21 protein-coding genes are annotated in these 24,026 nt (G+C 33.9%); 12 read left to right on the top strand and 9 right to left on the bottom strand.

Features of this window, described 5'->3' with window-relative positions; all coding sequences use genetic code 11:
* Window positions 1-345 precede the first annotated feature (345 nt).
* From AC2A1C_RS10625 to AC2A1C_RS10570, 12 genes are all read left to right on the top strand, one after another.
* A complete protein-coding gene (locus AC2A1C_RS10625) occupies window positions 346-729 on the top strand; it encodes an HU family DNA-binding protein (protein WP_484025686.1) in 384 nt (127 codons plus the stop codon).
* 96 nt (window positions 730-825) lie between these two features.
* Window positions 826-1,455, top strand: coding sequence for an NUDIX hydrolase (locus AC2A1C_RS10620; RefSeq protein ID WP_484025685.1), 630 nt, complete (start codon window positions 826-828; stop codon window positions 1,453-1,455).
* Window positions 1,456-1,479: 24 nt separating this feature from the next.
* On the top strand, window positions 1,480-2,274 hold the full coding sequence (locus AC2A1C_RS10615; protein WP_484025684.1) for a lysophospholipid acyltransferase family protein: 795 nt from the start codon (window positions 1,480-1,482) through the stop codon (window positions 2,272-2,274).
* A 12-nt stretch (window positions 2,275-2,286) separates the two neighbouring features.
* Window positions 2,287-2,727, top strand: coding sequence for a hypothetical protein (locus tag AC2A1C_RS10610; protein WP_484025683.1), 441 nt, complete (start codon window positions 2,287-2,289; stop codon window positions 2,725-2,727).
* The gene (locus AC2A1C_RS10605; protein ID WP_484025682.1) at window positions 2,724-3,272 is read left to right on the top strand and encodes a Mur ligase; all 549 of its coding nucleotides are present in this window, start codon (window positions 2,724-2,726) and stop codon (window positions 3,270-3,272) included. Before AC2A1C_RS10610 ends, AC2A1C_RS10605 begins: the two co-directional genes overlap by 4 nt.
* 88 nt (window positions 3,273-3,360) lie before the next feature.
* On the top strand, window positions 3,361-4,548 hold the full coding sequence (locus tag AC2A1C_RS10600; protein WP_484025681.1) for a homogentisate 1,2-dioxygenase: 1,188 nt from the start codon (window positions 3,361-3,363) through the stop codon (window positions 4,546-4,548).
* Window positions 4,549-4,759: 211 nt separating this feature from the next.
* A complete protein-coding gene (locus AC2A1C_RS10595) occupies window positions 4,760-6,034 on the top strand; it encodes an acetyl-CoA hydrolase/transferase family protein (protein ID WP_484025680.1) in 1,275 nt (424 codons plus the stop codon).
* 70 nt (window positions 6,035-6,104) lie between these two features.
* Window positions 6,105-7,235: a 4-hydroxyphenylpyruvate dioxygenase gene (hppD, locus tag AC2A1C_RS10590; RefSeq protein ID WP_484025679.1), complete on the top strand. Its 1,131-nt coding sequence runs from the start codon at window positions 6,105-6,107 to the stop codon at window positions 7,233-7,235.
* Between the two features lie 43 nt (window positions 7,236-7,278).
* Window positions 7,279-7,743, top strand: a complete 465-nt coding sequence (locus tag AC2A1C_RS10585; protein ID WP_484025678.1) for a hypothetical protein — start codon at window positions 7,279-7,281, stop codon at window positions 7,741-7,743.
* Window positions 7,744-7,805: 62 nt separating this feature from the next.
* Window positions 7,806-9,053, top strand: coding sequence for a fumarylacetoacetase (gene fahA / locus AC2A1C_RS10580; protein ID WP_484025677.1), 1,248 nt, complete (start codon window positions 7,806-7,808; stop codon window positions 9,051-9,053).
* Between the two features lie 684 nt (window positions 9,054-9,737).
* Window positions 9,738-10,151 (top strand): GxxExxY protein, encoded by a 414-nt coding sequence (locus AC2A1C_RS10575; protein WP_484025676.1) that lies wholly within the window; start codon window positions 9,738-9,740, stop codon window positions 10,149-10,151.
* A gap of 63 nt (window positions 10,152-10,214) precedes the next feature.
* The gene (locus AC2A1C_RS10570; protein WP_484025675.1) at window positions 10,215-11,036 is read left to right on the top strand and encodes a flavin reductase family protein; all 822 of its coding nucleotides are present in this window, start codon (window positions 10,215-10,217) and stop codon (window positions 11,034-11,036) included.
* 2 nt (window positions 11,037-11,038) lie between these two features.
* Here the strand turns inward: AC2A1C_RS10570 and AC2A1C_RS10565 are convergent, their stop codons facing one another.
* The 9 genes from AC2A1C_RS10565 to AC2A1C_RS10525 all read right to left on the bottom strand — a co-directional run bounded on the left by AC2A1C_RS10565 (window position 11,039) and on the right by AC2A1C_RS10525 (window position 23,974).
* Window positions 11,039-11,872: an alpha/beta hydrolase family protein gene (locus AC2A1C_RS10565; protein ID WP_484025674.1), complete on the bottom strand. Its 834-nt coding sequence runs from the start codon at window positions 11,870-11,872 to the stop codon at window positions 11,039-11,041.
* A gap of 186 nt (window positions 11,873-12,058) precedes the next feature.
* Window positions 12,059-14,161, bottom strand: coding sequence for a M13 family metallopeptidase (locus AC2A1C_RS10560; RefSeq protein ID WP_484025673.1), 2,103 nt, complete (start codon window positions 14,159-14,161; stop codon window positions 12,059-12,061).
* An 89-nt stretch (window positions 14,162-14,250) separates the two neighbouring features.
* Complete coding sequence (locus AC2A1C_RS10555) at window positions 14,251-16,296, bottom strand: M13 family metallopeptidase (RefSeq protein ID WP_484025672.1); 2,046 nt, start codon at window positions 16,294-16,296, stop codon at window positions 14,251-14,253.
* A 94-nt stretch (window positions 16,297-16,390) separates the two neighbouring features.
* Window positions 16,391-17,056 (bottom strand): head GIN domain-containing protein, encoded by a 666-nt coding sequence (locus tag AC2A1C_RS10550; RefSeq protein WP_484025671.1) that lies wholly within the window; start codon window positions 17,054-17,056, stop codon window positions 16,391-16,393.
* 85 nt (window positions 17,057-17,141) lie between these two features.
* Window positions 17,142-18,392, bottom strand: a complete 1,251-nt coding sequence (locus tag AC2A1C_RS10545) for a CinA family nicotinamide mononucleotide deamidase-related protein (RefSeq protein ID WP_484025670.1) — start codon at window positions 18,390-18,392, stop codon at window positions 17,142-17,144.
* Window positions 18,393-18,455: 63 nt separating this feature from the next.
* A complete protein-coding gene (locus AC2A1C_RS10540) occupies window positions 18,456-18,998 on the bottom strand; it encodes a lipocalin family protein (RefSeq protein ID WP_484025669.1) in 543 nt (180 codons plus the stop codon).
* 99 nt (window positions 18,999-19,097) lie between these two features.
* Window positions 19,098-19,742, bottom strand: a complete 645-nt coding sequence (gene pdeM, locus AC2A1C_RS10535) for a ligase-associated DNA damage response endonuclease PdeM (RefSeq protein WP_484025668.1) — start codon at window positions 19,740-19,742, stop codon at window positions 19,098-19,100.
* Window positions 19,743-19,783: 41 nt separating this feature from the next.
* Window positions 19,784-22,264 carry a ligase-associated DNA damage response DEXH box helicase gene (locus AC2A1C_RS10530; RefSeq protein ID WP_484025667.1) on the bottom strand — a complete coding sequence of 827 codons (2,481 nt, stop codon included), beginning with the start codon at window positions 22,262-22,264 and terminating at the stop codon, window positions 19,784-19,786.
* 129 nt (window positions 22,265-22,393) lie between these two features.
* Entirely contained in the window at window positions 22,394-23,974 is a 1,581-nt protein-coding gene (locus AC2A1C_RS10525) for an ATP-dependent DNA ligase (protein ID WP_484025666.1), read from the bottom strand.
* Window positions 23,975-24,026: the final 52 nt, after the last annotated feature.

Raw genomic sequence — 24,026 nt, 5'->3', positions numbered from 1 at the left:
TGATATCTCTTTTCAAAATCTAGTATTTCTTCTGGTTTTTTCATGGTGGTTTTTTAGGGTAAAAAAGAGGTTCTAAAAGTCCTATCAATAGAGGGGTTGCAAAACGTACGTACGTTTTTGCAAAAAGATACGGACGTTTTTACTAAAACGTACGCACGTTTCTAATAAAACATCCGTATGTTTTCGGATAATGGTAAGTAGATTTTTATATCGAGTTTTATTTTTTCTATACAATTGGTACATATTTTGAAGCGCTTCTGTATATATATAATTTTATAACTTCAGTGCATCTTTGGTTATAAAAATAATAAAAAATAGAACATAACCTTTAAAAAATTTTGAATTATGCCTATTGTCTTTAATGCAATTGCCAAAAAAAATCCACAAAAACCTACTGATCCGCCTAAGTATTATGCCAATATCATAGGCGAAGGCAAAACTACTCTTAATGATCTTGCTAAGCACGCTGCTGCTACTTCCACTGTATCCAAAGCCGATATTTTAGCGGTATTGGAAAGTACTTTTACCAAAATAGCCGATGATGTAGCCGATGGAAAAATAGTATACGTAGGAGAATATTTTACCCTACAAGCCGGCGGCTCCAGCGAAGGCAAAGATACTCCGGAAGAAGTAACCGCTGCTTCTATTAAAAGTGTACGTACTATTTTCCGTCCCGGTAAGATGATAAAAGATGCCTTGAAACTGGCAACTTTTCAGAAGAAAGCATAACTTCATTAGTTGTTAGTTATCCATTTTTCGTTTTTAGGTAGCAGAAAAACCGACAACTATTATCTGCTACCTAATTTATTTCCCTACATTTGAGACATGGAATTTTTTGGAAAAGATCTGCTTAAAAGAATTAAAAATGCCGAACTTCATGGAGAAAACGCACATGGAATGTATTCTCCTCCCTATCGTCCATTGTACAGCTATGGCGAAATCTTGGAAAGGAATCCAAAATTTGCTGCCGTTAATATCCTTCTTTATCTGAAAGATAATGAATGGTATTTTCCGCTCATGGTACGAAGCCAAAACGAACACGACCGACATAGCGGACAAATCTCTCTTCCCGGTGGAAAATATGAGGAAAACGATGCCACCTTTGAAGAAACTGCCATCCGTGAAACCCACGAAGAAATGGGAATTGAAAAATATTATATCCGAATTATTCGTGAGCTATCTCCTATTTATATTCCGCCGAGTAATTTTTATGTTCATGCATTTGTATCGTACACCAAAAAAAATCCGGCGTTTTATTTGCAGGAAGCAGAAGCAGTGGAATTGATAGAGTTTCCGGTATCTTCCATCCTTGCACTTCCTAAAGAACCGGAAATGATGGTTCTTCCTTCTACAAAAGATGTTGAAGTTCCCGTTATCAATTTTAACAATTACAAAATTTGGGGTGCGACTTCTATGATTTTAAGTGAATTCAGCCACTTACTGAAAAATTTGTAAATTTGCTTACTATGTAATCTGATAATGGCGAAGAAAAATATTTTCACCGATGCTTTCGGAACTCCTTATTTTTTAAAAAGACTTATAATCTTTATTTTAGGAATTGTTTCCTACAGAAGATTCAACGGTTTTAATAAATTGAAAATCAGCGGTTCAGAAAATCTTGTAAATCTTCCGGACACGAATGTGCTTTTTGTTTCCAATCACCAGACTTATTTTGCTGACGTTGCAGCAATGTACCATGCTTTCTGTTCGGTGAATAACGGATATTTAAACACCATAAAAAATCCAATCTATCTTTTGAATCCGAAAATAGATTTTTATTATGTAGCCGCAGAAGAAACCATGAATAAAGGTTTTCTCACCAAAATTTTTAAAATTGCAGGTGCCGTTACCGTAAAAAGAACATGGAGAGCTGAAGGAAAAAATGTGAACAGAATGGTAGACATGGGCGAGGTGGACAATATTATGAAAGCATTGGATAATGGCTGGGTCATTACCTTTCCGCAAGGTACTACTACCGCTTTTGCGCAAGGAAGGAAAGGAACTGCAAAATTGGTAAAACAGCAAAGACCAATTGTAGTTCCGATCAAGATAAACGGTTTCCGAAGAGCATTCGACAAAAAAGGACTGAAAGTAAAAGTGACCGGCGTAAAACCGACTCTGGAATTCAAAAAACCTTTGGATATAAACTATGATGATGAATCTGCACAGGAAATCCTAAATAAAATAATGATTGCTATTGAACAAAGCCAGGAATTTAATGTTTTACATGAATATGAACTGGAACAACAAAGCAAGAAAGCAGAAAAATTTTAAAAAACAAATGCCATGTATAAAATAATCATCATTTTTTTGGCAACGATCCTTTTTTCCTGCAATTCCCAGAAAAAATATTCGGATTTTGATATTAGCTATTCACGAAGCGGAGGTCTCTCTCCTATTTATGAAAACTTCCTTGTGAATGGAAACAAAGCATATTACTCCTTTGAAGGAAATGGTAAAAAAGTTGAAAAATCACTCAGTATTTCTGATGATGAAATCAAACGGATCCACGATATACTTACTGCAAATAATTTCAAATTCATACAGGAAGATCGCAAAAAAGTATACGATAATATTTCCACTTCTATAGTTGTAAAAGTAGGTAAAAATGCTGCCAGCAAATCTGATGCAAGCATGATTATGCCTTCTGATATTGCAAAATGGGAAAATATTTTAAAAACATTCAGAGAGATTATTGATACTAAAGTAAATTTTGCCCAAAATTGAAAACAAATTTTTACGAAACATTCCTAAACAAAACAAGAGTTGCCATTTCCGGAAGTGAGCAAAAAACTTCAGCCACAAAATTGTTGCTTCATATCATCCATTTTTTAGGAAAAGAAATTGATCAGGTAACTTCTTTTTCAGAAAATTTAAAAGGAAATGATTTTGTTCTTTTCGAAACAGAAGATTCTGAACTATTAAATTATTATCCTAATATACTTTTGATTTCAGGAATTAGCAACAAGGATCTTTACGAAAATTTCTTAAAAACCGTTGTAGCCGGCGGAATTGTGATCTATAATGAAGAAGATGAAGCTCTTGTTCAGCTAATAGAAAATTCTGAAAATTATTTCCGGAAAATTCCTTATAAAACTCCGGAATTTTATACAAACAATACTACGATTTTCCTAAATACCGATATTGGTGAAATCCCTCTGAATACTTCCAATGAAAACATTTCTCACATAGAAGGAATAAAACATTTGGCTCAACAATTGGGGATCATGGAAGAAGAATTTTATGAGGCATTGATGGAATTCAGGGAATAATTCTATCTAAAAATCATCTGAAGGAGTCTCTCATTTTTACCAATCAAAATAAAATGGCTAACTTTAAACAAATCAAAAAAGTAAAAAAATGAGATACATCCATAGCGGAAAAATTCCACAAAAACGACATGTAATTTTTAAATCCGAAGATGATAAGTTCTATTATGAGCAACTCTTCGGAACAGAAGGTTTTCATGGGATTTCTTCTCTGCTTTATCACATTCACCGTCCTACACAAATCAAAAAAATCGGAAACACAAAAGATGTCTCTCCGAAAGTTGCTGTCGAAAAAAATATTACTCCGAGAAGATTTCAGGGAAAAGATATAACACCAGAAAATGATTTTCTGGATAGCCGAAAAATCCTGATGTTCAATAATGATTTGAAGATGGGATTGGCAAAACCTCTTCAATCCATGGATTATTTTTATAAAAACGGAGAATGCGATGAGCTTTTCTTTGTACATGAAGGTGAGGGAACTTTGAAAACCATGCTCGGAAATCTGGATTTTGAAAAAGGAGATTATCTCATTATTCCGAGAGGAACGATCTATCAGATGGAATTAAAATCTGAAAATCCGGTACTTTTTTTTCTTGAAAGCCACTCTCCTATTTATACCCCAAAACGCTACCGAAACGAATTTGGGCAACTTCTGGAACATTCCCCATTTTGTGAAAGAGACATTCACGCTCCAGAATTTGTAGAACCGAAAAACGAAAAAGGCAATTTTCTGATTAAAGTAAAAAAAGAAAATCAGATTACAGATTTTATTTATGCTACACATCCGTTTGATGTAGTGGGTTGGGACGGATATTTTTATCCTTTCAAGTTCAACATTAAAAATTTTGAACCGATTACCGGAAGAGTTCACCAACCGCCACCTGTTCACCAAAATTTTGAAGGACACAATTTTGTAGTCTGTTCATTTTGTGCAAGAATGTACGATTATCATCCGCAAGCAATTCCTGCTCCATACAATCATTCCAATATAGACTCTGATGAAGTTTTATTTTATACTGAAGGAGATTTTATGAGCAGAAATCATATCGATCTCATGGATTTTACACTTCATCCAGGTGGAATTGTTCATGGGCCTCATCCTGGTGCAATGGAACGAAGCATCGGCAAAAAATTTACGGAAGAATATGCTGTAATGGTAGATCCTTTCCGCCCACTAAAATTGACGGAAGAAGCTATGAAAATTGAAGATACTACCTACAAAACTTCTTGGCTGGAAAACGAAGATCATGACTTGAATGATAGACTTATGGAATAAAAAAAGTATCGAGTGGTGTCGTCCTGAAGCAGAAGAAAATCTGATAAAATTTTTAGAATCAAAGGCTTTTTTGCTAAAATTTATTATAAGTTTTGGCTAAAGCCAACCCAGCATGACTTCCTAAAGAATTAGGCTGATCTATAAATCCTAATGATAACACTCATTTTTTATATCTGGATTTATACCTAATTTTGAAAAAAAAATTGGAAAGATGATTAATTACGTAACTGTAGAAGAAGCCGTTTCTATTATCAAAAGCGGCGATCGTATTTTCGGACATGGAAGTGCATGTACACCCAATCTTTTCTATGACGAATTGGCAAGGCAATCTTCCAGATTGAAAAACGTGGAAATGATATCCATAACCCAACAAGGAAATGTAGAAATTGCAAAACCAGAATATAAAGACAGTTTCTATATCAACTCCCTTTTTACATCAACACCGGTTCGTGCAGCCGTCAATTCCGATCATGGAGATTTTGTTCCTATTTTTCTAAGCGAGATTCCTATTCTTTTCAAAAATGGGCATTTACCGATTGATGTCGCTTTAATTACTGTTTCTCCGCCCGATTCTCACGGATATTGTACATTGGGTACATCTGTAGACGTTGCCAGAAGTGCAATTGATACTGCAAAAAAAATCATTGCCATTGTAAATCCGAAAATGCCAAGAACACACGGAGACGGAATGATCCACATCAAAAGAATTGAAAAACTGGTTTGGAATGAAGATGATCTTTTGACTATAGATTATGCAGCAAAAGTAGAAAAAGAAGAAATGTTGATCGGAAAAAATGTTGCCGAATTAATTGACGACGAAGCCACCCTACAAATGGGAATCGGAACCATTCCAGATGCAGTTCTGAAATGCCTCGGAAATCACAAAAATCTGGGAATCCATACCGAAATGCTAAGTGACGGAGTAATTGACTTGATCTTGAAAGATGTGGTAAACAACAAATTCAAAGGAACGCACCTTAACAGAACCATTACCAGTTTCTGCTTCGGAACACGAAAATTATATGATTTTGTGGATGACAATCCGTCGATTGCATTTATGGATGTTCAACACGTGAATTTCCCTATCAATATTATGAAAAATAAAAAAATGCACGCCATCAATTCCGCCATCGAAATAGATTTAACCGGTCAGGTTTGTGCAGATTCTATAGGAACGTATCAATTTAGCGGAATCGGCGGACAAATGGATTTCATGAGAGGTGCTGCATTGAGTGAAGGCGGAAAACCAATTTTGGCCATTTCTTCCAGAACCAAAAAAGGAGTTCCGAGAATTGTCCCATTTTTGAAACAAGGAGCCGGAGTTGTTACCACAAGAGGACACATCCACTACGTTTGTACAGAATACGGAACGGCATATCTTTACGGAAAAAACCTTCGACAGCGTGCAAAAGCCTTAATCGAAATTGCTCATCCTGATGATCGGGAAATGTTAGAAAAAGCTGCTTTTGAAAGGTTTAGAAACTAGGAAAATAAATTCTCTTTAGTACTCAAATTTTCGTAAATTGGCGTTCATAATCTAAAACTCAGAAAGTAAAATGTCAACTCTCACTTTTGCCGAAAAAATAGCTCAGGCAGAAAATTTTCTACCTATTAACGGCACTGATTATATAGAATTTTATGTAGGAAATGCAAAACAAGCAGCCCATTTTTACAAAACTGCTTTTGGTTTTAAAAGTGTTGCTTATGCAGGTCCGGAAACCGGACTTCGAGATAGAGCTTCTTATGTTCTGCAACAGGGAAAAATTCGTTTGGTTCTTACATCAGGATTAAAATCAGATTCTCCCATCTGTGAACATCAAAAAAAACACGGAGACGGAGTAAAAGTTCTTGCACTTTGGGTAGATGATGCCTTCAAAGCTTTCGAAGAAACTACAAAAAGAGGCGCAAAACCTTATATGAAACCTACAACTTTGGAAGACGAATTCGGAGTAGTGAAAATGTCCGGAATTCATACTTACGGAGAAACCGTTCATGTATTTGTAGAAAGAAAAAACTATACAGGAATTTTTATGCCGGGTTATGAAAAATGGGAAAGCAACTATAATCCGACTGATGTAGGTTTACTATACGTCGATCATTGCGTCGGAAATGTAGGCTGGGACAGAATGGTTCCTGTAGTAGAATGGTATGAAAGAGTAATGGGTTTTGTAAATATTCTGAGTTTTGATGACAAACAAATCAACACCGAATATTCTGCATTGATGTCGAAAGTAATGTCCAACGGAAACGGATATGCAAAATTCCCGATCAATGAACCTGCAGAAGGAAAGAAAAAATCCCAAGTGGAAGAATATCTGGATTTTTATGAAGGAGAAGGCGTTCAGCATATTGCGGTTGCTACAAGTGATATTATTTTTACCGTTTCAGAATTAAAAAAACGTGGAGTAGAATTTTTGTCACCACCACCGGAAGCCTATTATGAAATGGTACCTGAAAGAGTCGGACACATTGATGAAGATCTTAAAAAACTTGAAGAATTAGGAATACTCATTGATTGCGACGAAGAAGGTTACTTGCTTCAAATTTTCACAAAACCTGTAGAAGACCGCCCTACTCTTTTCTTTGAAATTATCGAAAGACATGGAGCGCAAAGTTTTGGTGCAGGAAATTTTAAAGCTTTGTTCGAAGCATTGGAAAGAGAACAAGCTAAAAGAGGAAATCTATAATTTTGGATTGGATTTTGCAATTCGGTTCAGAAAATTAAAATAAATGAATAAACTATTTTTTGCTTTAATGCTGTTGGTTGCATCTTGTGGACTAAAAGCGCAATACTCTTATCTGGACGCAATACTTGATCGTCTGGAAGAACGTAAAGGAATCAATCAAAATCTGAAAGATGTACATATTGATGATAAAAAATTTGTTCTCGTAAAAGATTTTGAAGATCATACAGAACGTAATTTTATTGTAATCAAAGGAAATAAAGCTACTTATGTAGAAGTTTTTGATGACAAAAAATCGGGAGAAAGCACCTCTAATGTTTTCAGTGGTGATGTAGTAAGAAGCAATAAAAATATAATTTCTGTAAGATGCGACCAACTGGAAGGTAAAAAGCTGCCACTTCCTATTACTAAAACTCTTTTACTCACAAAACAGAAAAGTATTATTTATCTCGTAGACATCAATTCTAAAGAAAGATGGATAGACGAAAAATCATTCGGAAAAAATAAATAAACACCCATTTTCAAGGTTCAAAGAAAAAAATTTTTGAACCTTTTTTATAAAATTAAATAATTATGAAATCTTTTGTAAACTATAACCAAGACTCGGATTTTTCCATTTATAACATTCCATTCGGAGTAGCCGTTTTTAATAAAGAATATATTGCCTGTGCAACCAGAATCGGGGATCAGGTCGTTGATTTGGCTACACTTTATGATTTTGGATATTTTGAAGAAATAGACGGACTCAAAGAAAATGTTTTTGAAGCTTATACTTTGAATGAATTCATTGAATTAGGAAAACCCGTAACTAATGCTGTTCGATTAAAATTACAAGAACTATTTCAGGAAAATTCTTCATTGGGAAAAGATGAAAAAACGATTCAGGAGTGCTTTTATGATTTGGATAAAGTAGAAATGATGATGCCTGTTCATGTTCAAAATTACACCGATTTCTATAGCAGTATCGAACACGCTGCCAATGTCGGAAAAATGTTCCGCGATCCTGAAAATGCACTTCTTCCGAATTGGAAACATCTTCCTGTCGGATATCACGGTCGTGCTTCTTCCATTGTCGTTTCGGGAATTAATTTTCATCGTCCGAAAGGTCAGATGAAACCTTTAGATTCTGATAAACCCATTTTTGGCGCTACAAAACAATTGGATTTTGAATTGGAAATGGCATTTATTGTTAATAAAAATACGGAATTGGGCGAAAGTATCTCCACATCAGAAGCAGAAGATACCATTTTCGGAATGGTTCTTTTCAATGATTGGTCAGCAAGAGACATCCAAAGTTGGGAATATGTTCCGCTTGGTCCGTTTTTGGGGAAAAATTTCTGTAGTTCTGTTTCTCCTTGGGTTGTAACTCTTGAAGCTCTGGACTTATTCAGAGTACCAACTCCAAACCAAGAACCGGAAGTTTTAGATTATCTGAAATTTGAAGGAAATAAAAATTTTGATATTAACCTTGAAGTCTATCTTCAACCTGAAAATTCTGGTGAAAACCTTATCTGCAAAAGCAATTTCAAATATATGTACTGGAATATGGCTCAACAACTGGCTCATCACACAATAAATGGCTGTAATGTGGAAGTTGGTGATTTGTATGCTTCAGGAACTATTTCCGGAAAGGAACAAAATTCTTTCGGTTCGATGCTTGAACTGACATGGAGAGGACAAAATCCACTAAAACTTTCCAACGGAGAAGAACGTAAATTTTTGGAAGATGGAGATACTGTGATTATGAAAGGCTTTGCTGAAAAAGATGGAATCAGAGTTGGTTTTGGGGAAGTGAGGGGAAAAGTATTGTCTAGTTTATAAACTTAAATAATGTTATAAAAACACCTAAGTCACATAAGAATAGAGTATAAAAGATAAAAAAGTTCACTCAAGTTGAAAATCAAAGATTTTCAAAACTAAAGTGTTCTCAACTGAACTTCTCTTCACTGTGAAAAAATTAAACTCAAGTGTTTTTTGATTTAAAAAATAGTAAAATGATGGCGAAAAAAAAGACCTAAGTCACATAATAATAGAGCGTTAAAATAAAAAAGTTCACTCAAGTTGAAAATCAAAGATTTTCAAAACTAAAGTGTTCTCAAATGAACTTCTTTTCACTGTGAAAAAATTAAACTTAAGTGTTTTTTTAATTTAAAAAATAGTAAAATGATTATTCAAAAAAAAAACCTAAGTCACATAAAAATAGAGTATTAAAAGATAAAAAAGTTTACTCAAGTTGAAAATCAAAGATTTTTAAAACTAAAGTGTTCTCAAGTGAACTCCTTTTCACTGTGAAAAAATTAAACTTAAGTGTTTTTTGATTTAAAAATAGTAAAATGATTATTCAAAAAAAAACACCTAAGTCACATAAAAATAGAGTATTAAAAGATAAAAAGTTCACTAAAGTTGAAAATCAAAGTTTTTTAAAACTAAGGTGTTCTCAAATGAACTTCTTTTCACTTTGCAAAAATTAAACTTAAGTGTTTTTTTGATTTAAAAAATAGTAAAATGGTTACTCAAAAATATTTAAATGATCTATCTTATAAAATTGTTGGTGCTTGTATCGAAGTACATAAATTTGCTGGTCCCGGTTTATATGAAGATGTATACCATCAATGTTTGAAAAAAGAATTTTCACTATTAGGATTGAATTACAAAAGTGAACTTGAAATTCCATTTTATTATAAAGGAGAAAATATAAACTGTAAATTAAAATGTGATTTTTTAATTGAAGATCTAATTGTTTTGGAATTGAAATCTGTTGCTGAAATTCATCCTATTCATAAGGCACAAACAATGAATTATATGAATCTTTTAAAATCACCACGTTCCATTTTAATAAATTTTAATGTAAACAACATTTATCATGAAGGATATGAAACCTTTGTTTCAAAATTTTTCCAAAATTTACCAAAAGATTAAAAAAAATTTAATCTTAAATATCCTTAATCCATAAAATCAGTAACTTTTGTGTTTAACAAAAAAATGAAAACAATAATCCCATCCGAAATTTCTCCCATTCAATTGCAAGCTGTGATGCAAACAGCAATTGCTCCAAGACCGATTGCATTAGCTTCTACTATTGATAAAAATGGAAATAGCAATTTATCTCCGTTCAGTTTTTTCAATATGTTCAGTACAGTTCCGCCGATTGTAATTTTTTCTCCGGCAAGACGGGTTCGGGATAATACTACAAAACATACTTTGGAAAATATTCTGGAAGTTCCGGAAGTAGTTATCGGAACAGTTAATTTCCCGATTGTACAGCAAACTTCTTTAGCTTCTACAGAATACGAAGAAGGTGTCAATGAATTTGTTAAAGCCGGATTGACGATGAAAGATGCTGATTTGGTTCAGCCAAAACTGATTGAAGAATGTCCCGTAAATTTTGAATGTAAAGTTCAAGAAGTAAAACCTTTGGGAAATGAAGGAGGAGCCGGAAATTTGGTAATTTGTGAAGTAGTAAAAATTCATATTCGTGAAGAATATCTGAATGAAAAAGGAAATCTCGATCAAAAAAAATTGGATCTGGTAGCACGATTGGGTGAAAACTGGTATTCCAGAAATACGGAACAAAATCTTTTTGAAGTTCCAAAACCATTGGTTACGAAAGGAATTGGCTTTGATCTTTTGCCAAATGAAATTAAATATTCAAAAATTTTTACCGGAAATGATTTAGGAATGCTTGCCAATATAGAACAACTACCGGAAGGAAATTTTCATGAAGATGAAGTTGTTCATAAAAAAGCTCAAAATTATTTAATAGAAAGTAAAATTACCGAAGCCTGGAATATTTTAATCAAATAATCTTATTCTTTTAGGAAAGAAATAGATTTCTGAATTGCCGTTTCTAAATCTATCGGCAATTCGGTTTCTGTCCAAGGTTCTTTAGCTCCGAAAGTATGATTGCCTTTTTCAATCAAAAATTTTTCTGAATTCGGATTCCACATGTGAAGCATTTCCGCAGAATTTGCATCTACCGATTCATCTTCTGTTCCGTGAATAATAAGAATTCTGGCTTTTATTTGCTCCATTGCAGATTCTACATCGAAGCGTTTTCTGCTTTTGTCAAAATCTTCAAAAAACTGAAAATGATGGGGCATATTTTGTTTCGTTCTTCCATTTAAACTATAAAATACACCTTCATTTTTCCAATTTTCAAAATTCTCATTTTTGGGAAAACGATCCAAAGTATCCACACTTGCCAAAGTAATAAGATTTCGAACTCTTTCATCTTCAAAAGTTTTAATAATTGAAATTCCGCCACCTCTACTATGTCCGATCAATGTAACATTATCTTTTTCCACTTCTTCTTTTTGATTGTAATAATTGACAACGACACTCAAATCTGAAAGTTCTTTGGAATAATTATTTTCTGCAAATGCATTCAGATCCATAAATTCTTTCGGACTTCCTAAAGTAGTTCCGTTATGCGAAAAATTAAATTTTACAAAATAAAAACCTGCTTCGGCAAATTTTTGTGCCATCAAATTCCAGGCTCCCCAATCTTTATATCCTTTATAACCATGAACAAAAATCATCAATGGTAACTTTTCTTTTGTTTCAGGATAAAAAGCATCCGCTAAAAAAGGACGAGTTTCCGGATTGTTGAGAATAGCATTGATTTCTTTGATGACTTTCATAAATTTTGGCTTTTTCAAATTTACTCATTTTTATGCTACTAAACAGATATTGCTCCTACGGAGCAAACTATCTTTAGAGTATTTTCAAAGATTATTTGGTTATTAGTTTTTTTTTGCGGCGGCTTCGCCGCCGCAAAAAAACGTCTCAAAATTTTGAGACGAATTTTATTTATATTATTTCAAAAATTACCAGATTTTTATTCTGTTTTCAGGAGAAACATACAATTTATCTCCCGATTTAATATCAAAAGCCTTCTGAAAAGAATCCTGATTTACCAATGGACCAAAACTTCTGAAATATCCTGGTGAATGTGGATCTGTTTTCACTTGGTTCGTCATAAACTGATCTGTAGATTTTGTTCTCCAAACAGTTGCCCAACTCAAAAAGAATCTCTGATCCTGAGTATAACCACTGATTAATCCGGGATTTCCATTGTCTTTCAGATACATTTGCAAAGCATCATACGCAACAGCAACACCTCCTAAATCGCCAATATTTTCACCACTTGTAAATTTTCCGTTTACAAAACTTCCTTTTACAGGTTCGTATTTGTCGTATTGAGCGGCAAGTTGAGCTACTTTTGCATCAAAATTTTTGCGATCAGAGTCTGTCCACCAATTATTCAGATTTCCATCTCCGTCGAATCTAGAACCGCTATCATCAAATCCGTGAGAAATTTCGTGACCAATTACAGCTCCGATTCCACCAAAATTTACGGCAGGATCAGCTTTGAAGTTAAAGAAAGGCGGTTGCAAAATAGCAGCAGGAAAAACAATTTCGTTGTTGGACGAACTGTAATATGCGTTTACGGTTTGTGGAGACATTCCCCATTCAGCTTTATCTACGGGTTTTCCAATTTTATCTAAATTTTTCTGATATTGCCAAGCCGAAATTTTTTCAAGATTTCCAAAATAAGAACCTCCTTCGGAAGGCAATTGCAACTGAAGTTTGGAATAATCCTTCCATTTATCCGGATATGCAATTTTCACCCCAAATTTGGAAAGTTTTTCCAAGGCTTTTTCTTTTGTAGCAGGAGACATCCAATCCACATTTTCGATGTGGGTTTTGAACGATTTTTTCAAATAACCAATATAGGTTTCCATTTTTTGTTTAGCTTCTGCCGAAAAATATTTATCTACATATAGTTTCCCGAATGCTTCACCTAAAACCGAATTCACAACTCCAAGACCACGTTTGTCCATAGATCGCTGCTCTTTTTGTCCCTGCAAATATTTAGAATAAAAATCAAAACGCATATTGTCCAGATTTTGATCCAGATTTGCAGCGTTGTTATTCAGCAAGTCATATTTCATATATGCTTTAATTAATGGAAGATTTTTCTCAGTCATCCAAGAATCCATATTCTGATAATACTTCAGTTCTCCAATAATCACCTTATCTGTATTTACACCTACTGTTTTCAAATATTGTGGAAGATCTACATTTTTCACCAAAGTAGTAAGTTCGGCATTCGTTTTTGGATTATACCGAAGATTGGCATCTCTATTCTGCTCCAGTGTCAATAAATCTCCTGCTAATTTCTTTTCAAAATCTACGATTTGCTGTGCTGTTTGATCTGCATTTTTAGTTCCTAAAAGATTCAGAAGTTTGGAAACATAATTTTTATATTCAGCTAAAGTTTTGGTATTAGCATCATTTACTTTCTGGTAATAGTCTCTTCCCAAACCAAGACTTGGGCTTCCAATATAGACCGCATTCATCACAGAATTTTTCATATCCGGAGAGACTCTCCAATCATAAAACGGATTATCTCCTGTACGCGTAATTTCAATAAGATATTTTTGTAAATCTTTTATTGATTGCAGAGCATCAATTTTTGCAAACTGAGATTTCAATGGATTGATTCCTTCAGCATTTCTTTTATTCCAGTCTATAAAAGTTCCGTACAATGCCTGAATTTTTTCGCCTTCGGAATTAGCCGGATATTTTTCTGATAAAATTTTGTTTAAAATTTCTAACGAAGCTACATCCACATCTTCACGAAGTTTATTGAAAGAACCCCAACTTGCCTTATCAGAAGGAATTTGTGTGGTTTTCATCCAATTTCCGTTCACATAATTAAAAAAATCATCCTGTGGACGAACGGAAGTATCCATATAACTGAGATTTAATCCTTCTTCAGAAATTTGAGGCTGCTGCGATTGTTCGGCTGCTTTTGCTTCCGTTGCGGTTTCGGTCTCTGTATTTGCTGTAGTTTTTGTAGTTCCACAAGAATTAAGATAAATCAATCCCGAGAATGCCAAAATACTTATTGTTATCTTTTTCATCAGTAAAAAATTAAGATTTTAAATTTAATAAATTTAGTTTTAAGAATAAAACAAAATCACCCCAAGAAATGAGGTGACTTCGTAGTATTTTACCAGATTTTTATTCTGTCTTCGGGTTTTTTGTATAGTTTATCTCCTTCTTTTACATCAAATGCTTTATAGAAAGTTTCCGTGTTCACCAACGGACCAAACGATCTATACAAACCTGGTGAATGTTCATCTGTTTTCAGCCTGTTAATCAATGCTTTTTCTGTATGTAAAGTTCTCCAAACTGTTGCCCAGCTTAGGAAAAAACGCTGATCTTGTGTATAACCGCTGATTGCTCCAGAGTTTCCTTTATCTTTCAAATACATCTGAAGAGCGTCATAGGAAATATTTACTCCGCCTAAATCTGCAATATTTTCACCATTTGTAAATTTTCCATTTACAAAATTTCCTTTTATAGGTTCGTACTTATCGTATTGTGCAGCAAGTGCTTGTGTAGATTTTTCAAAATTGGCTTTATCTTCCGGAGTCCACCAATCTACAAGATTTCCGTCTGCATCAAATTGAGATCCTGAATCATCAAAACCATGAGTCATTTCGTGCCCAATTACCGCTCCAATTCCGCCAAAATTGACCGCAGCATCAGCTTGAGGATTAAAAAATGGTGGCTGTAGAATAGCAGCAGGGAAAACAATTTCGTTATTCATCGGATTGTAATATGCGTTTACAGTTTGAGGTGTCATTCCCCATTCTGTTTTATCAACCGGTTTTCCTATTTTATCCAAATCTTGTTGATATTGCCATTGAGTAACGTTTTGAAGGTTTTTGTACAACGTTCCTCCTTGTTTTTCGGATAAGATATTGAGTTTAGAATAATCTTTCCATTTGTCCGGATAAGCAACTTTTACGGTAAATTTATTTAGTTTATTTAGTGCTTTCTCTTTCGTTGTAGAAGACATCCAATTTAGATTTTGAATGTGCTGAGCAAAACTTTTCTTTAAATAATCTATAAGTTCTACCATCTGAGCCTTAGCTTCAGCCGGGAAATATTTTTCAACATATAATTTTCCAAAGGCTTCACCAATTACACCGTTTATCAATTCATAACCTCTTTTATTCAATGCTCTTTGCTCTTGTTGTCCTCTTAAATATTTTCCATAAAAGCCAAACTGCATTTCATCTAAACTTTTGCTTAAATATGGAGCACTTCCGCTTAATAAATGAAATTTCATGTAATCTTTAATTACCGGAAGATTTTTAGCATTAATAAATTTATCTAAATTTTTATAATAATTGATTTCTCCTATAATTACTTTGTCTGTATTTACCCCTACTTGTTTCAGATATGTCGGTAGATCTATATTTTTAACTGTAGAAGTAAGTTCTGCCATTGTTCTTGGATTGTACTGCAAAGTAGCATCACGGATCTGTTCATTGGTCAAATAAGTCTGAGCAATGCTTTTCTCAAAATTAACGATAGATTTTGCAGCAACAGCAGTATTTTTATATCCTAAAACTTGAAGCATGGAAGCTATGTACTTTTCATATTCAGCTAAGGCTTCTGTATTTTTAGGATTTACTTTTTGATAATAATCTCTTCCCAAACCTAATGCAGCTTCTCCCAAATAAACCGCATTCATTTTAGAATCTTTCATATCTGCACCTATTCCCCAACTGTAGAAAACGTTTTCACCATCTTTGGTAGCAGAAATCAGAAATTTTTGCAAATCTGCAAGGTTTTTAATAGCATCTATTTTGGCAAGATTAGCCTTGATAGGTGCAATTCCGTCCGCATTTCTTTTATCCATATTCATATATGTAGCATATAGATTCTGGATTTTTTTCCCTTCGCTTCCTTCTGCAAATTCATCTTTCAGAAGAGAGTTAAGAATTGTCATACAATTATTATCGGTGTCTTCTGCAAGTTTGTTAAAACTTCCCCAAGTAGATTTATCCGATGGAATTTTGGCGGTTTTCATCCATGTTCCATTTACATAATTGTAAAAATCATCTTGCGGACGAACAGATTTATCCATCAAACTAAGGTCTAAACCTTTATCTGCATTCTGTGCTTTCATCATCACAGATCCGAAGAAGTTTAATGATAAAATTCCTGCTAATGCAAGGACACTTGTATTTAGTTTCTTCATAAAATTATAATTTATAGTAATGAGTATTACTATTTTAGAAAATGTTACCAGTAGAAATAAAAAATAATCTCCGAAGAAATATTCTCAAAAAATTCTATTTGAAAATTACTTTTCCTCCAGCTATTTTGCTGCTGTTTCTATTGGCAGGATCTCCGTAAACTTCAATAGTTCCGCCAGCTCGAGTGGTAGTTTCTACAGTATCATCTGCAAAAACCTGAGCGTAACCACCCGCATTTACCGTAACAGAAGCATTTCTTGAATCCAAATCCTTACCATGAAACTGCGCTCCGGAATTCATTACAATATCTTGACTATCTGCATTTCCTGTTAAAGAAATTTCACCCCCGGAATTTCCTTTTGCATTTAGTTTTTCAGAATCAATTTTAAGATTAATTTTTGAACCTTCATTAGAAGTAAGATTCAGCATACTGCTTTCCAACGTTTCTGAAGATGTAATTACAGCGCCTTGACTTCCCTGAATATCTGTCAAACTTTCATAATATACTTTCACTTTGGTAGATTCTCCCTGCAATACTTTTGTGGCTGCCATTCGGATTTTCAGTTCACCATTTTTATTAATGGTTTGTACATTTGAGTCATTCTTCCCAAGAATTTCCACTTTATTCTTGTTAGAAGGAATAAGTTCTACATTTATCCTATCATATACTTTCAAAAGGGAGAAATCTCCAACATTTCTGGTAGTTTGTGCAAAAGAAAATGCTGAAGCCGAAACAAGAAAACTTAATACTATTTTTTTCATTTTTAAAACTTTTATTATAAATATAAACAACTGAAAAAGGAATTTATTACATCAAATAATTAAACGCTTTTTAGTTTCTAAATTTTTATTTCTGATGAACCAAAATCTCCACCACTTCCTGCAAAACTTTCTGAGAAACAAAATTCATAAAATCCTGTCTTTCCAAATGTGGAAGGAATAGCTTCGTCGTTTTTTCAAAATCCTTATACCTTACAGAATAATACACTAATCCTACTTCATTGCTGAATTCATCCGTTTTCGGACCGGCCACTCCTGTTGTAGAAACCGCAATATCTGTTTTAAATAAATTCTTGCAAGCGAGACTCATTGCTTTTGCTACTTCTTCTGAAACCACTGTGTTTTCTTCAATTATTTTTGAAGAAATATTCAATATTTCAGATTTGGTTTCTGTTTTATATGTACAAATTCCACCTGCAAAATAATTTGAACTTCCAGAGACTGAGGTTATTAATTTTGAAACACCACCTCCTGTACAACTTTCAGCGGAAGAAATCGTTAATTTTTTTTCATTTAAAATTTCGCCTAAAATTTTTTCTATTCCATCTTCTGATGTCGCAATAATATGCCCTTCAATTAAAGGAAATAGTTTCTGAATCTCATTTTCCAGCTGCTGTTCTAAAAATTTTTCATTATCTCCAGTTGCTGTTAATCTAAGTTTTACTCTTGTTCCGACAGGCAAATAGGATAAAGAAATATTGGATGGCAACGAAAGTTCCCAGTCTTCAATAGTATCCGAAAGCGTACTTTCCGGAAAATTGACCACCGATACAATTCTTGTGGAAATATAATTTAATTTAAATTTATCTTTCAGAAAAGGAATAATCTGACCTTTGATCAAAGGTTTTACTTCATAAGGAACTCCCGGTAAATTGAAAACCAATTTCCCATTTTCCTCCATCATCATGCAAGGCGCTGTTCCGTAAAAATTTTGAAAAACTTTAGATTTAGAAGGTACAAAAGCCTGTTCTTTGTTTCTTTCCAAAATATCCAGTCTCCCTCTTTTTTCGATATACGCTCTGAGATGTTCAAAGGTTTTTTCATCCAAAACCAATTCATCATTAAAAAACTCAGTAATAACTTTCTTCGTCATATCATCACGAGTTGGACCAAGACCACCAGTTGTAATTACAAGATCGGAAATTTCAAGAGCAGATCTCAACGTTTTTTTAATGATCTCTGTTTCATCGGAAATCGTAAAAATTTGTATTACTTTGATTCCTACACTTTTAAGTTCTGTTGCTATAAAATTGGAATTGGTATCTACTGTATTTCCAGAGAGAATTTCATCACCAATGGTAATAAGAACTGCATTCATTCAAAAAAATTTATTCGAATTTCGGAATTTAATCTAAAATACAGAATTTATTTAAAAAAAAAATTAATCATGATGCACCCAAATCAGGTTTGAAGTATTGTATCCCAATTCATTTGCTTTCAGAAGAAAACGCTCTTTTATATTTTCAGGAATTGTTTTTTCGCGAGAAAGAATCCACAAATATTCAAGGCTGTTTCCAGCGATCAAAGCGTATTTGTAATCGGAATCAATATCGATAACATTATATCCTGCCCAAAAAGGTTTGAAAAAAGAAACTTTCAACCGAGCTTCATTTTCGGAATGTACAAATTTTGCCTGTCCAACACTTTGTTTCCATTTGTTTTTTACATAATCAAAACCTCTGTTGTCCACTTTAATAGTTCCGTCTGCATTTTTGGAATAAGTTGCCGTAACATTATTAAGATTCTTTTCAAAACGATAATCGAAACGGGCAATTTCATACCATTTTCCAAGATATTTTTCCGAATCAAAAGGCTGAACTGCAGCTGCATTTTTGGGAATTCCTACAGAACAGGAATTGTAAAGCAAAATACCCAAAAACCCTAAAGAAACAGGAATCGCTATTTTTAAAAATATAGATTTCATTTTTTTGAATTTTTGATTTAAATTAAAAAAAAAATTCGACAAACACAGAATAAAATCTCTAATACTAAACTCTTTTGACGCTCGCTTCGCTCGCGCCTTTCAAACTTCAAAAATAAAATTTTTGTGAATGACAATTTTTACAAAATTTTCATTGAGGGTTTTGCAATCCAAGCCTGTAAATTTTGAAAATGCCGGCAAAATAAGTTGTCTTTCCGAGTAGGCAAAACATGGAAGTTTCAGGCGCTGGATTTTTTTTTGCTCTAAAACAATTCCGGGATGAATGTGTCCTGAAATTACAAATTTTCCTTCAGAATATTGTGGTTCGTGAATGAAAGTGAATGGAGAAATTTTCAGTTCGTTTTCTATTACATCAATGCAGATCTCTTTCAGAAATTCATTTGAAAAACGGTCGTGATTGCCTTTAATTAAAATGATTTTCAAATCCGGAAAATTCTCTAGCCATTTGCAGAAAATTTCAACATCAGAATTATTTCCTGCATGAAGAAAGTCGCCGACAATAATCAGTTTTTCAGCATGGAAATGGTGAATAAGATTTTCCAAAATTTTTAAATCATCATTCAAAATTTGTGAAGAAATTGGAATTCCGTTTTTCCGAAAATGCGCTGCTTTTCCAATATGAATATCACTGATAATCAATGCTTTTTCACGATCCCAAAATATCGCTTTTTGATTCGTGAAAATCAAGGCTTCATTTTGAATATTTTTGGATAATGTTTTTATCATTTCAACCACAAAAGTCACAAAAGTTTTTGAAAAACAAAAATTTACAATTTATTCTTCCTTTTAGTTTTTATCTGATTTTTAGCTTTTCTTTTCATGGCTTCTTCCTGCATTTTCCGGATTCTGGTTTCCAGATCTTCGCTGGTTAAAGTGGCTCGCAAACTATCCACTTTTATAGGAAAACTCAAAGGCGTGAAAGCAGTGGCAAATTTCAGGATAATTTTAGAATTTTCGATTCGCTTAAAGGCTTCCATCAATCGGGCTTCTTCAATCTGTTGGTTGAAAACTTCGGAATATGCTTGCTTCAACAATAAATTTTCGGGATCATAATCTTCCAAAACATTGAAAATCAAACCGGAACTTGCTTGCAAATTTTTATTGGATTTTTGCTGTCCCGGAAAAGCCTGGACTACCAATCCAGAAATTACCGCTACATCACGAAATTTCCGTCTTGCCATTTCTGTTGCGTTGATGCTTTCCATCACATCACGAATCAGGTTTTCTTTCGATAAAATTACTTTCAGATTTTCTTCATTGATCGGAATTTCCTGATTCGCCAAAAGTTCAAAACCGTAATCATTCATCGCCATTGAAAACGAAACAGGAGAAATTTTTGAAATACGATGCGCAATAAGAGCAGCCATTACTTCGTGAACCAAACGTCCTTCAAAAGGATACATAAAAAGGTGAAAACCGTCTCTTGTATTAATCATTTCCACCAGAAATTCGTCTTCTTTCGGAATGTGGGAGTTTTCTTCCTGATTAGCTAATAACGGATGTAGAAATTTCAGTTCTTTTTCCGAAGATTTTGGTTGTAGACTTTCCGATAATTTTTGTCTTAAAAACTGTGACAAGTACGAAGTAAGCGGCAATCTTCCTCCTAAATAACTGGGAACCATCGCTTTTCCTTTTGAATTGCGAACGTAAACCGTCATTTCCTTAATATATGAAACTTCCAGAACTCTTCCTGCCAAAATAAAACGGTCTTCTTTTTTCAATTTTGAAATAAAATATTCCTCGATCATTCCGACATAACCACCACCTACCAATTTCACTTTCATCATGGCATCGCTCACAATTGCGCCGATATTCATTCGGTGGAGCATAGCAATTCTTCGGCTGGTTACTTTGTAAATTCCGTCTTCCACTACAACTTTATGAAATTCTTCATAGCTTTTCAATGAACCTCCAGTCGTTATAAATTTTAAAAACCATTGCCATTCTTCGTTTGTTAAATCTTTGAAAGCATGAGTATTTTTAATTTGCTTAAAAGTTTCCTTTTCCTCAAAACCATCGCCAACAGCCAACGTAACAAGATACTGAACCAAAACATCAAATGTTAAAATCATCGGTTCTCTTGGCTCGATTATTTTCTGTTTGATGGCTTCTTTAAGAGCTGCAACCTCTATCAATTCCAGAGAATGAGTGGGAACAAAATAAATTTTAGAAATTTCAAAAGGCGAATGTCCGCTTCTTCCTGCTCTTTGTAAAAATCTGGCAACTCCTTTACTGGAACCAATCTGAATCACTGTATCTACAGGTTTAAAATCCACACCTAAATCCAAAGATGAAGTAGAAACTACTGCTTTTAAATACCCTGAACTCAGATTTTCTTCGATCCAGATTCTTAACTCTTTATCAATAGAACTGTGATGAATGGCAATTTGTCCCGCAAAATCCGGATATTGCTGAAGAAGCAATTGATACCACATTTCTGCCTGACTTCTGGTATTGGTGAAAATCAAAGTGGTTTTGCTTTCCAAAATAATAGGAACTACTTTGTCTGCGAGTTTTGCTCCGAGATGTCCAGCCCAAGGTAAAACTTCCACCTCATCAGGAAAAATAGGAATAATTTCCAGATTCTTTTTTTCTTTCGCAATGATTTTTGTTTTCTTGATTTTGTAAGGAATCAGAACTTCCATTGCTTCATCCAGATTTCCGATGGTTGCAGTAATTCCCCAAATTTTTATGTTTTGCTGATAACTGAAAATCCGTGAAATGGCCAATTCCGTAAGAATTCCTCTTTTTGTTCCTAAAAGTTCGTGCCATTCATCCACGGCAATGCATTTCAAATTTTTGAAAAATTTCTGATGCTGTTTCTGAGCTAATAGTAAATGTAAACTTTCCGGAGTAATAATGAAAATATCCGGCATTTTTTTGGTCTGCTTTGCTCGTTCTTCTTTTGGAGTATCTCCATTTCGTACCGCAACTTCCCAATCCAAACCGATTTCTTCCAAAACTTCACTCATCGCTTTCGCAATATCTTTAGCAAGCGCACGAAGCGGTGTGATCCAAAGCAATTTCATTCCGTCTCCATAATTTTCAGGATCGTTCATAAAATCCGAAACCACAGCCAGAAATACAGAAAAGGTTTTCCCAAAACCAGTTGGCGCAATCACCATTCCGCTATAATTTTTTGAAAATTTTTCCCAAGTTTCCAACTGAAATCCGAAAGGAGAAATGCCTTTTCTGTTCATCCAGTTTTGGATGATTTGAAAGCCTTGTGAAGATTGGAAATTTTTCAAAATTCAGGATTTTAAGTATTGGTTTGTCATTCCGTAGGAATCTATGGTTATTAATAGTTTAAGTTTTTCTTTATACAGATTCCTACGGAATGACAAACTATCTGTTTATAAATTTTTAAAATAATTCTGTTACTTTATTAATTTTTTTACCTCTTCAAGATGATCTATTTCATCTACAATTTTATCGCGACGCCAACGTACAATCCTTGGAAAACGTAATGCTACTCCACTTTTATGCCGATTGCTGAAACCAATTCCTTCAAAAGCGATTTCAAAAACGAGTTCAGGTTTTACAGTACGAACTGGTCCGAATTTTTCCAGAGAATTTTTGGTAACAAATCGGCTGACTTCCATAATTTCTTTATCTGTTAAACCGGAATATGCTTTTGCAATGGTTACCAATTTTTCGCCGTCTTTCACAGCAAAAGTATAATCGGTGTAATAGCTGCTTCTTCGTCCGCTTCCTTTCTGAGCGTAAATTAAAACCGCATCTATCGTTAAAGGATCCACTTTCCATTTCCACCAATCGCCTTTTTTTCTTCCGGAATGATATTCGGAATCTTTGTGTTTCAGCATCAAACCTTCGGAATTGATTTCTCTGGATTTTTCCCGAATTTCAGGTAATTCTTCCCAATTTTCAGATTCAATGATTTGTGATAAAAAAATATTTTCATTCGGATTTTTCTGAATCAGATTTTCAAGAATTTTCCGTCTTTCGTGCAAAGGTTTTCCTCGCAAATCTTCATTTTCAAATTCCAAAATATCATAAACAAAAACGTGAATCGGAATTTCTTCCATCATTTTTTTGGTGATGTTTTTTCGGTTTAGTCGTTTTTGTAATTCATTGAAATTGAGAACTTCATTATTTTTCACGGCTAAAATTTCACCATCAACCACAAAATTTTCACTGAATTTTTCCAGAACATTTTCAATTTCCGGAAATTGTGGAGTTACTAATTCTTCGCCTCTCGACCAAACGAAAATTTCGTCATTTCTTTTAATCAATTGTCCACGAATTCCGTCCCATTTGTATTCAATTTGCCAATCTTTTTTTTCTCCCAAATCCTGAATTTCTTTTTCCAACGGATACGCCAGACAAAATGGATATGGTTTGGAATTGTCCGGATTGATATTGGTTCCTGCAATAAGTTCTGTAAAATCTATATTTTCTACTTCCCATTTTCCCATAATGGAATGCATCAACTGGCTTTGTTCCTGCTCGGAAAATTTCGCCAAAGCATTAATCAGCAATTTTTTTGAAACACCGATCCGAAAACTTCCACCAATCAATTTATTGAAAATGAAACGTTCGGTATAATCCAGTCCGTTCCAGCTTTCCAAAACATAGTTTTTCTTTTCATCGTCGGATTTTTCTCTTAATTCAATTAATTCCTTCATCCATTGCGAAAGAGATTTTTCAATCTGATGTTTCGGAGGCGGAAGTAGCAATGACAAAGTTTCTCCCAAATCTCCAACTGAAGAATAACTTTCCAGAAAAAGCCATTCCGGAAGATTGGTAATTTCCAAAGCCCATTGTTTTAGAAAATTAGTATTAACGGGACGTTTCGGACGCTTTCCTGTAAATAAAGCCAGAAACCACAGCTTATCGTTATCCGGAGCTATTTCCAAATATTGAATTATAGCATCCAGTTTCGCATTGGTTTTATTGGTGCTTTCCAGAGATGAGATAAGCCGGGAAAAAAATTTCATTACTATGTAAAAATATGGTTTTACTGCTAAAAATTTAAGTCAAAATTTTAGA

It is taken from the genome of Chryseobacterium sp. HNCC26DJ241 (assembly GCF_057180505.1).
This window is presented reverse-complemented; position numbering and strand designations above follow the sequence as displayed.